This is a genomic window from Alteromonas sp. 14N.309.X.WAT.G.H12 (assembly GCF_036697315.1).
Lineage (GTDB): Bacteria > Pseudomonadota > Gammaproteobacteria > Enterobacterales > Alteromonadaceae > Alteromonas.
The window spans coordinates 1-1,800 of sequence record NZ_JBAHZB010000212.1; the positions used below are offsets into that span (position 1 = coordinate 1).

At 38.7% G+C, this 1,800-nt stretch carries 2 protein-coding genes; one reads left to right on the forward strand and one right to left on the reverse strand.

Annotated features, from left to right (window positions below; genetic code table 11):
* The first annotated feature begins 98 nt into the window (after positions 1-98).
* A complete protein-coding gene (locus tag V5298_RS20530) occupies positions 99-287 on the forward strand; it encodes a hypothetical protein (RefSeq protein WP_332933270.1) in 189 nt (62 codons plus the stop codon).
* Between the two features lie 736 nt (positions 288-1,023).
* Here the strand turns inward: V5298_RS20530 and V5298_RS20535 are convergent.
* A partial coding sequence (locus V5298_RS20535; protein WP_332933271.1) for an RHS repeat-associated core domain-containing protein occupies positions 1,024-1,800 on the reverse strand: 777 nt, incomplete at its 5' end.

The following is a 1,800-nucleotide window of genomic DNA, read 5'->3' on the forward strand; positions in this document are numbered from 1 at the left end:
TGAGATTCTGTGTAGCGTGATTTTTTCATAGTCGTCTCCTGCATTAATCATTGCAGAAAACTCCAATTAAGTCTGTCTCAGTTTAGGGGAAGAGGACAGTGACACTTGAAGCGCTAGAAGCAGAAATAGCCGACCTGTTCGATGATCCTATGCTCAGAGAAGAATGGCTTAATACCAACGTCCCCATTCTGGAATCAAAAACGCCTAAGAGCTACTTCAACACTCACTCGGATAGAGCTAGGCTCATGCAAGTTGTGCTTGAAATGAAATTTGGTGAGATGGCTTAGGCCGCCGTCATTCAAGCGGTCCCTCCGCCATTAAATGCAAAATCGCCCAGAGCAAGTTTGGTTTTTTATAAAAGAATAACCACCATTAAGACTTTCTATCAAACTTCCGTTCTGACATTTCAGCGGTTCCGCTTGAATTGATTTCGCCGAAACTCGTTCACAGATTCCAGCCATTTGGCCCTTTAAGTAAGCCAGACAAAAAAAGCCCCGCACTAGCGAGGCTTTGGATTCAAATTAACTTGCATAAATAAGAGTCACTACTAACCAAAAAAGTAACGCCAATTCCAGCTTCCGACATAGACATTAAAAATGCCAAATATTGCCATAAAAAAACTTAAGATCATGAAAGCCACATTAATTAATGTACCTAATTCAATACTGAGTGAACTATAAAACTCCTTATTGTAAACAGAGGGAAAGATTGATGCGTTGTAACTTAAAATGACCAATATAAGTCCAACAATTCCATTAAGGCCGTTCATTGCTAACTCAAAAGAAAGCCAAATTCCATATACAAAACTCATGAATAGAAAACTAGTTTTAAAATAATTACCTGCGTTACCATTAGAATAATCGTATTGGTTACTAGCCGACATTAAAATGAACAGTATGATAAACCCAAGGTATATTATTAAGTCATACTTTCTTCCATAACCCGCAAATAGTAAGTCAAGAATAAATATTGTTATAAATATCAAACTTGGCATTACCGTTAATATCAGAGATTTGTACTTAATCATTGTGCGGGATAGACTCTCATTCGACCTTTCTGGCTAGTAGCTTTTTTAATAATTTCACTCGCAGCCGAGTTGCTTTTCAAGATTCCCTTAATTATTGCTTCTTTGGCTTCAGAACTAACAGAATGCCTTAAGCTACTATTCGCTTCTGCCATAGACAGCTCGATAGCAGTGAGCAGTGCGACCTTATGTGATGTAGATAATCCACCATAAAATATAAAAGGTTGTGCTGCCACGAATGGTAAAGCAGTTATCCCTGCAGTAATATACATTGTGTCCATTTGCAACGAATTCATATCCGCTCTTAAATTAGCGACTCCATCCACACCAGAAATATCATGAAAATTCGACCCTGACTGTATATTTGAACGAGACATATAGACAGTATACCTAGCTATACCGTCACTCGTTTCTCCATTCTGTTCCAATCCACCATTTTCAATTAGGCTTTCAGAGTTAGCTGAATCAAATTTAGCTGCACAAAGAATGCCCTTACACGAGCTTTCGTTTGGCATTCCAATCATTCCACTGGGATCAAAGTAATTAAGCGGATCATTACCAACATAAGCATACAGATTCATCTGGTCTTCATAACCCACAGGGTCAGTTTGCAGGAAACGCCCTAGCTTTGGATGATAAATCCGTGCTTTGTAGTAATAAAGCTCAGTACCTTCTATTAGAATTTGACCGGTATATCTAAATCGGGAATCGCTGCTGTTTTGTGGCTGGCCGAATGGATCATACTGATGGGTCTGTACCACATTTCCATTTTTATC